Here is a 1,786-nt window from a genome sequence, read left to right as displayed (position 1 = left end):
AAAAAAAGTCGTGAAAAACGTGGTATTAAAATACCATAATCCTTATTTTCATATTTCTAGACGTATTTAATGTGATTACCAGTTATTGATGACCCATATTGAGGGTATGAGATTTTTCATAAGGGGACGTTTGAAACTATCGGCATGATATTATGTGCGTATAGCCAATACAAGAAACAATTCCAACGGCTCCCCCTCTTCCCCACTTCAAGCATTTCAGCCGGCGCACGCACCTGACAGGGCCTTCACGAGCCCGCAACAAACAAGCCCCTTACGTTTTAAGAAGTCCCCCTTTGCCCTTAACGACAAAAACCCACACCACTTCAACAATCCAACGGCTCAACAGCGCTCCTGATCTTTCAACACTCCCTAACAGAGCTTATTTGTTTAAAGCTGAAAAGGCTTTTACTTTTTTCCACTCTTTGTGCTTTTTTGTGTCCTTTTTTTACGAGAAAATTTTTACCTTCAAGGCAACCATTAACACACCCTAAGGAATTTGTAAGGGATATACCCTTGACAAGAATAAGACTTCTTGTTAAATCTCTCCTACTTTTTTGCAATTTTCACTTATCGTTGTGCTAATGAAGTGGTTAATGCGTACCTTAAGAGTGCGCTTTTCTTTTTGTGATCACAGTGAAAAGGTGTATCGTGTGATGTTATCATGCAAGTACGATATCGCAATGCAATGCTCATAGAGTAAGCAGTCTATTGGGGTTGTAATATTGTATTTTCGTGTTTTAATATTGTATTATAGTATTGTGTTACGTAAACTATTTAAACGGTGAATATGATGAAAATTAAAAATTCGCTTAAAGCACTAAAAGAGCGCCACCGTAACAATCGTTTGGTGCGTCGTAAGGGTCGTGTTTATATTCTTAATAAAACGAACCCACGTTTTAGAGCACGTCAGGGCTAATTCTTTTAGGACTAATTTCTTTAGGATCAATGTTTTTATGCCTACTTTAATTGTAGGCTTAAAAAATTTTTTTGCGTTTTTTTGGTTATAAGTCCGTTGATTACAAGTCTAGTATTTGATAATATTTGGTGATTTATCTTTTGGGGGCTTGTTTTTATGGATTCTTCTATTTTTTTAAAAGCCTTTCGATTTTTTCAGCTGCGTTTTTTCTGTATTTTTCAGCGCGCGTTTTTTCTTTTTTTTGTTGGCGTTTTTTGTTTTGTTCCCTCGAGCTATGGGCAAAATCCTCCTTCTCTTCCTGAAGATCGGCCTTCTCCACAATCGCTTTTACCGTTAGATGATCTTATTCCCAATTCTCCTCCCCCTTCCTCAACGCCCTCCGATTCTGATTCCTCGGCGGTTATTCTTGAAGATCTTGACAAAGAGCAGCTTTCCCATGTTGACAGAGTTAAGCAGCGCAAAGAAGCAGAAATTTCACGTTTACTCAAAGAATTGAAATATTGTGCTGATGTTGCTAAAGCGAAAAAGATCAGTCAACAACTTCAACATTTATGGTCCCAATCGGGGAGTGAGACGATTGATCTTTTAATGTCATGGGCTGAAAATGCACTCAACAGCGACGATTATGGACTTGCGCTTGATTATATTGACAATGCTCTTGCACTTTTACCTACTCATTCTGAAGCTTGGATAAGACGCGCTTGGATTCACATTCAACTGAACGATTTCAAACTTGCCCTGCTTGATCTCAACCATGCTCTTGAACTTGAGCCGCGCAATTATAGTGCTTTTTTTGAACTTGGCGTTGTCATGGAAGCAACGGAGCGTCCAAAACTTGCTCTTAAAGCTTATGAAACAGCATTGGATTAC

Annotated in this window: 2 protein-coding genes; both read left to right on the top strand. The window is 38.6% G+C overall.

All coding sequences use genetic code 11. The features are described 5' to 3' along the window. Positions 1 to 790: 790 nt before the first annotated feature. Positions 791 to 916, top strand: coding sequence for a type B 50S ribosomal protein L36 (gene ykgO, locus ACFIL8_RS09810; protein ID WP_004863016.1), 126 nt, complete (start codon positions 791 to 793; stop codon positions 914 to 916). Positions 917 to 1,072: 156 nt separating this feature from the next. Further along, a partial coding sequence (locus ACFIL8_RS09805; RefSeq protein ID WP_375689615.1) for a tetratricopeptide repeat protein occupies positions 1,073 to 1,786 on the top strand: 714 nt, incomplete at its 3' end.

Source organism: Bartonella sp. AP57NXGY (assembly GCF_042195805.1).
Classification (GTDB): domain Bacteria; phylum Pseudomonadota; class Alphaproteobacteria; order Rhizobiales; family Rhizobiaceae; genus Bartonella.
The sequence above is the reverse complement of the archived record's forward strand: the minus strand, read 5'-3'. Positions and strand labels throughout refer to the sequence as shown.

Bases quoted from the DNA above. Each gene is read 5' to 3' on its own strand.
- ykgO (WP_004863016.1), top strand. From the start codon at position 791: ATGAAAATTAAAAATTCGCTTAAAGCACTAAAAGAGCGCCACCGTAAC.